Genomic DNA, 6652 nt, shown 5'->3' with positions numbered 1-6652 from the left:
AGGGGCTGTATCTGAGCGCCCGGAGGGGCTGTCCGGGTGTCTACTGCGTGACGCCCAGTTCCCTTGCGATCAGCATGCGCTGCACCTCGCTCGTGCCCTCGCCGATCTCCAGGATCTTGGAGTCCCGCCACATGCGGGCCACGGGGTACTCGTTCATGAAGCCGTATCCGCCGTGGATCTGCGTCGCCTCGCGCGCGTTGTCCACCGCCACCGTCGAGGAGTACAGCTTCGCGATCGCCGCCTCCTTCTTGAACGGCTCCCCGGCGACCATCCGCGACGCCGCGTCGTACCAGCCGACGCGCGCCATGTGCGCCCGCATCTCCATGTCGGCGAGCTTGAACTGGATCGCCTGGTTCGTCCCGATCGGCTTTCCGAACGCCTGCCGCTCGGCGGCGTACTTCACGGACTCGTCCACACAGCCCTGCGCGAGACCGGTGGCGAGCGCGGAGATCGCGACACGGCCCTCGTCGAGGATGCGCAGGAACTGCGCGTACCCCCGGCCCTCCTCGCCCAGCAGGTTCGCCGCCGGTACGCGCACGTCGGAGAAGGACAGTTCACGTGTGTCCGACGCGCTCCACCCGACCTTCGAGTACGGCGCCGCGACCGTGAAGCCCGGCGTCCCCGACGGCACGATGATCGCGGAGATCAGCGGGCGGCCGTCCGGCTTGCGACCGGTGACCGCGGTGACCGTGACCAGACCCGTGATGTCCGTACCGGAGTTGGTGATGAAGCACTTCGAGCCGTTGATCACCCACTCGTCGCCGTCCCGTACGGCCGTCGTCCGCGTGCCGCCCGCGTCGGAGCCGCCGTCCGGCTCGGTCAGCCCGAAAGCGCCGAGGACTTCGCCGGTGCACAGCTTCGGCAGCCACTGCCGCTTCTGCTCCTCCGTACCGAACAGGTGCAGCGGCATCGCACCCAGCGAGACGCCCGCCTCCAGGGTGATCGCCACCGACGAGTCGACCCGGGCCAGCTCCTCCAGGGCGATACCGAGCGCGAAGTAGTCGCCGCCCATCCCGCCGTACTCCTCGGGGAAGGGCAGCCCGAACAGGCCCATGCGGCCCATCTCGCGGACGATCTCGTACGGGAACTCGTGGCGCTCGTAGAAGTCGCCGATCTTCGGGGCGACGACGTCGTGCGCGAACGCCTCGACGGTGCGGCGCAGTTCTTCGAGCTCGGGGCTCAGGCGGTGGTCCATCTGTACTCACTGCTCCTGGTGGGTCAGGGCGCGGACGGTGCGGGACGGGCTCGGTCGGCCCAGGCGGTCGGCCATCCAGGCGCTCGTGGCGCTGAGACGGCCCAGATCGACTCCGGTCTCGATGCCGAGTCCTTGCAGCATCCAGACGAGGTCTTCGGTGGCGAGATTGCCGGTGGCGATCTTCGCGTACGGGCAGCCGCCGAGGCCGCCCGCGGAGGCGTCCACCGTCGTCACACCGTGCTGCAGCGCCGCCAGGGTGTTGGACAGCGCCTGTCCGTACGTGTCGTGGAAGTGGACGCCGATCCGGTCCGTGGGGACCCCGGCGTCGTTCAACGCGGAGAGCAGGGCCGTGACATGGCCCGGCGTGGCCACCCCGATCGTGTCGCCGAGGCTCAGCTCGTCGCAGCCCAGATCCAGCAGGGACCTGGCGGCCGACACGACCTGGGGGACCGGGACCGCGCCTTCCCACGGGTCGCCGAAACACATGGAGAGGTAGCCGCGCACATGCGCGCCGCTCTCTTTGGCCCGGGCCACGACCGGCGCGAACATGGCGAGGGACTCCGCCACCGTCCGGTTCAGGTTCGCCTTCGCGAAGGACTCGGTCGCGCTGGCGAACACGGCGATGCGGCTCGCGCCGAGCGCCAGGGCCCTCTGCAGGCCGCGCTCGTTCGGCACCAGTACCGGGAGTTCTACGTGACCCAGGTCCTGGAGGGCGGGGTACAGGGTCTCGGCGTCCGCCAGTTGGGGGACCCACTTGGGGTGGACGAAGCTTGTTGCCTCGATGGTGGTCAGGCCCGCGGTGGCCAGGCGGTGGATGAACTCCGCCTTCACCTCCGTGGGGACCGCGGTCTTTTCGTTCTGGAGGCCGTCTCTTGGGCCCACCTCGTGAATGCGGATCCTTTTGGGCAGGTTTTCTGCTGGGGCCACCATGGGGAGGGGCGGGGTCATGACTTCGCCTCCTCGCCGTGGGGCATTTGGTTCGTTGGCGGGTGCGGATCCGTCGTGGCCGATCGCGCCCCGCCGCGGAGCGGCTGATCGACACAGCCCCGCGCCCCTGGCGGGGTCGCCTCCAGCGGGTCTACTACTGCCAGGATCTGGTCCATCGCCACCGTCGTGCCCGGGGTCACGTCCAGTTCCGTCACCACGCCCGCGTGCGGGGACGCGATGACGTGTTCCATCTTCATGGCCTCCACCACCAGCAGGCTCTGGCCGGCCGCCACTTCGTCGCCGACCGCCACCTTCACCACCGTCACCGTGCCGGGCATCGGCGCGGTCAGTGAGCCCGCGCCGCCGGAACCGGCGCCGGTCAGGCTCGCCGCGACGGGGTCGTGGTCCTGTACGTGCCAGGCGTCGCCGTCGAGGCCCAGCCAGTCACCGGCGACGGCCGTGAGCCGGGCCGGTTCGGCCGGGACCCCGTCGACCAGGATCTCGGCGCCGCGCACCCGCACCTCGACCGGGTCGTGGCCCGGTACGCGCACGTGGTGCACGGTCCAGGCCGGGGTGCCGCCGAGCCGCCAGCCGTCGGCGCGGTCGAACGGGTCGGCCCAGCTCTCGTCCCGGGCCGGTGCGAGCCGCCCCTGGCGCAGCTTGCCCGCCGCCGCGTACACCGCCGCCGGGACCTCGGAGTCGACCAGCGCGTCCACCGCGCGCTCCACGAGCCCCGTGTCCAACGCGCCCGCCACGACGTCCGGATGGGCAAGGAGGCGGCGCAGGAACCCGGCGTTCGTCGGCACGCCGAGCGTCACCGTCCGGGCCAGGGCGGCCCGCAGCCTGCGCAGCGCCGTCGCCCGGTCGGGCCCGTAGGCGATGACCTTCGCCAGCATCGGGTCGTACAGGGAGGAGACCTCCGTGCCCTCGCTGAGCCCCGAGTCGGTGCGCACCCCGGCGCCGTCCGGCTCGCTCAGCGCGAGGACCGTGCCGCCGGAGGGGAGGAAGCCGCGGGAGGGGTCCTCGGCGCAGAGCCTCGCCTCCACCGCGTGTCCCGTGAGCGTGATGTCGTCCTGGGTGAAGGGGAGCGGCTCGCCCGCCGCGACCCGGACCTGCCACTCCACCAGATCGAGGCCGGTGATCAGCTCGGTCACCGGGTGCTCGACCTGGAGCCGGGTGTTCATCTCCATGAAGCAGTACGCGGCCGGGTCACTGCCCGGCACGATGAACTCCACGGTGCCCGCGCCCCGGTAGCCGCAGCTGCGGGCCGCCTCGACGGCCGCCGCGCCCATCGCCGCGCGCGTGGCCTCGTCGAGCAGGACGCTCGGCGCCTCCTCGATGATCTTCTGGTGGCGGCGCTGGAGGGAGCATTCGCGCTCGCCCAGGTGCACCACACTGCCGTGGGCGTCGGCGAGGACCTGGATCTCGATGTGCCGGGGGCCGTCGATCCACCGCTCGACGAGGAGCGTGTCGTCGCCGAAGGAGGCGCGTGCCTCGCGCCGCGCGGCCGCGATCTCGTCCTCGAGGGTCGTCAGGTCCCGCACCAGGCGCATGCCCTTGCCGCCACCGCCCGCCGACGGCTTGAGGAGAACAGGGGCGCCCAATTGGCGTGCCGCTTCCGCCAGTTCGGGATCGCGGCCGCCCGGGACCACCGGTACTCCGGCCGCCGCCACCGTCTCCTTGGCGCGGATCTTGTCGCCCATCAGCGCGATGGCGTCGGCGGACGGGCCGATGAAGACGAGGCCCGCACTCTCGCAGGCGCGCGCGAACCCGGCGTTCTCCGCGAGGAAGCCGTAGCCCGGGTGCACGGCCTGCGCGCCCGTCCTGGCCGCCGCCTCGATCAGGCGCTCCACGGACAGGTAGCTCTCGGCGGCCGGGGCCGGCCCGATCCGCACCGCCTCGTCGGCCTCGCGCACATGCCGCGCGTCCGCGTCGGCGTCGCTGTACACGGCCACCGAGCGGATGCCGAGCTCGCGCAGCGTACGGATGACGCGGACGGCGATCTCGCCGCGGTTGGCCACAAGTACCGTCTCGAACAACGTGGTTCCCCTGGTCGTAGCCGTCATAGCGGTCATGGGCGTCGTAGCGGTCATGGACGTCGTAGCGGTCATGGACGTCATCGCCGTCACATCCGGAAGACGCCGAAGCCGCCGGACTTCTCCGGCAGTGGCGCGTTGGCGCAGGCGGTCAGGGCCAGGCCCAGGACCTGACGGGTCTCCATCGGGTCGATCACCCCGTCGTCCCAGAGGCGGGCGGTCGCGTAGTAGGCGCTCCCCTGCGTCTCGTACTGGGCGCGGACGGGCGCCTTGAAGGTCTCCTCGTCCTGCGCCGACCAGGGCTCGCCGCGCGCTTCCAACTGGTCGCGCTTGACCGTCGCGAGCACGGACGCGGCCTGCTCGCCGCCCATCACGGAGATCTTGGCGCCGGGCCACATCCACAGGAAGCGCGGCGAATAGGCGCGGCCGCACATCGAGTAGTTCCCCGCCCCGTACGAACCGCCGATGACGACGGTCAGCTTCGGCACGCGTGTGCAGGCCACCGCCGTGACCATCTTGGCGCCGTGCTTGGCGATACCGCCCGCCTCGTAGTCACGGCCCACCATGAAGCCCGAGATGTTCTGAAGGAACAGCAGCGGGATGCCGCGCTGGTCGCACAGCTCGATGAAGTGGGCGCCCTTCTGGGCGGACTCGGCGAACAGGATGCCGTTGTTGGCGACGATGCCGACCTGGTGGCCGTGGATCCGCGCGAAGCCGGTGACCAGCGTCTGACCGAACTCGGACTTGAACTCGGCGAACCGCGAACCGTCGACGACGCGCGCGATGACCTCCCGTACGTCATAGGGGGTGCGCGAGTCGACCGGCACTGCCCCGTACAGCCCCGCCGGGTCGACCTTCGGCTCCACTGCCGTCTTCACCGACCACGGCAGCGGCCCGCGCTCCGGGAGCGTGGAGACGATGGTGCGCACGATCCGCAGCGCGTGTGCGTCGTCCTCCGCGAGGTGGTCCGTGACGCCGGAGACGCGGGAGTGGACCTCGCCGCCGCCCAGCTCCTCGGCCGTCACGACCTCACCGGTGGCCGCCTTCACCAGCGGCGGGCCGCCCAGGAAGATCGTGCCCTGATTGCGGACGATCACGGCCTCGTCGCTCATCGCCGGGACGTACGCCCCGCCGGCCGTGCACGAGCCGAGAACCGCCGCGATCTGCGGGATGCCCGCGCCCGACATCCGCGCCTGGTTGTAGAAGATCCGCCCGAAGTGCTCACGGTCGGGGAACACCTCGTCCTGCATCGGCAGGAACGCGCCGCCGGAGTCCACCAGGTAGACGCACGGCAGCCTGTTCTCAAGAGCTACCTCCTGCGCGCGCAGGTGCTTCTTCACCGTCATCGGGTAGTACGTGCCGCCCTTGACCGTCGCGTCATTGGCGACGATCACGCATTCGTGGCCCGCGACCCGGCCGATCCCGGCGATCACTCCGGCGGCCGGCGCCTGTCCGTCGTACATCCCGTCCGCCGCGAGCGGTGCCAGCTCCAGGAAGGGGGAGCCCGGGTCGAGCAGCGAGTCCACGCGGTCGCGCGGCAGCAGCTTGCCGCGGGCGGTGTGCCGCGCCCTGGCCTTCTCGCCGCCGCCGAGGCGGGCCGCCGCGAGCTTGCCGCGCAGCTCCTCGCCGAGCGCCAGGTGGGCCGCCTCATTGGCCCGCCAGGCCTCCGACGCGGGGTCCGCCGCGCTCGTCAGCTCCGGTGCCTCGTGCATCCTGCGGTCTCCTCACCCTGCGCCGAGCGCCCAATGAATACGTTAATGACCGTTAACCTGCTGGCGTCAGGTTAACGCTCGCTAACCTGCCTGTCTAGAATTGATTTCATGGTCACGAGAACCGACGCCCCCACTCGCCGTGAGCAGATCCTCCAAGAGGCCGCGCGGCTCTTCGCCGAGCGGGGTTTCCACGGGGTCGGGGTGGATGAGATAGGCGCCGCGGTGGGCATCAGCGGCCCCGGTCTGTACCGGCACTTCGCGGGCAAGGACGCGATGCTCGCCGAGCTCCTCGTCGGGATCAGCGGGCAGCTGATGACCGGCGGCAAGCGGCGGGTCGCGGAGGCGCAGCACGGGCCCGTGGCACTGCTCGACTCGCTCATCGAGGGGCACATCGACTTCGCGCTCGACGACCGCGACCTGATCACGCTGCACGACCGGGAGCTGGACCGGCTGCGCGACAGCGACCGCAAGCTGGTGCGGCAGCTGCAGCGCCAGTACGTGGAGCTGTGGGTGGAGTGCGTGCGCAAGGTCTATCCGGAGCTGGCGGAGCCGCACGCGCGCGTGGCCGTGCACGCGGTCTTCGGCCTGCTGAACTCCACGCCGCACCTCAGCCGCCCGAGCTCGCTGCCCGGCCGCGCGGCGACCGCCGCGCTGCTGCACAAGCTGGCGCGGGGGGCGTTCGCGGCGGCCGCCGCGCAGGACGCACCCGAGTGACGTGCATCTCTGGACGCTCTCGTAACTGGCGGGTAACGTGCCTCTGAGCAAGCGCTTAGTCGCGTATG

The 6652-nt window shown here is 71.2% G+C and carries 5 protein-coding genes; 1 reads left to right on the top strand and 4 read right to left on the bottom strand.

From position 1 onward, the window contains the following. Positions 1 to 40: 40 nt before the first annotated feature. The 4 genes from ABD366_RS34920 to ABD366_RS34905 form a co-directional block, all read right to left on the bottom strand. A complete protein-coding gene (locus tag ABD366_RS34920) occupies positions 41 to 1195 on the bottom strand; it encodes an acyl-CoA dehydrogenase family protein (protein ID WP_324774912.1) in 1155 nt (384 codons plus the stop codon). 6 nt (positions 1196 to 1201) lie between these two features. Further along, the gene (locus ABD366_RS34915; protein ID WP_324774915.1) at positions 1202 to 2143 is read right to left on the bottom strand and encodes a hydroxymethylglutaryl-CoA lyase; all 942 of its coding nucleotides are present in this window, start codon (positions 2141 to 2143) and stop codon (positions 1202 to 1204) included. Beyond that, positions 2140 to 4161, bottom strand: coding sequence for an ATP-binding protein (locus ABD366_RS34910; RefSeq protein WP_324774932.1), 2022 nt, complete (start codon positions 4159 to 4161; stop codon positions 2140 to 2142). The genes ABD366_RS34915 and ABD366_RS34910 overlap by 4 nt, the downstream gene beginning before the upstream one ends. An 86-nt stretch (positions 4162 to 4247) precedes the next feature. Then, on the bottom strand, positions 4248 to 5870 hold the full coding sequence (locus tag ABD366_RS34905; RefSeq protein WP_324774917.1) for a carboxyl transferase domain-containing protein: 1623 nt from the start codon (positions 5868 to 5870) through the stop codon (positions 4248 to 4250). A gap of 108 nt (positions 5871 to 5978) precedes the next feature. Between ABD366_RS34905 and ABD366_RS34900 the strand changes: the two genes are divergently transcribed. Further along, positions 5979 to 6584: an SACE_7040 family transcriptional regulator gene (locus tag ABD366_RS34900; protein ID WP_324774918.1), complete on the top strand. Its 606-nt coding sequence runs from the start codon at positions 5979 to 5981 to the stop codon at positions 6582 to 6584. Positions 6585 to 6652 lie beyond the last annotated feature (68 nt).

The organism is Streptomyces kunmingensis (genome assembly GCF_039533535.1).
In the GTDB taxonomy this organism is placed as follows: Bacteria; Actinomycetota; Actinomycetes; order Streptomycetales; family Streptomycetaceae; genus Streptomyces; species Streptomyces kunmingensis.
This window is presented reverse-complemented; position numbering and strand designations above follow the sequence as displayed.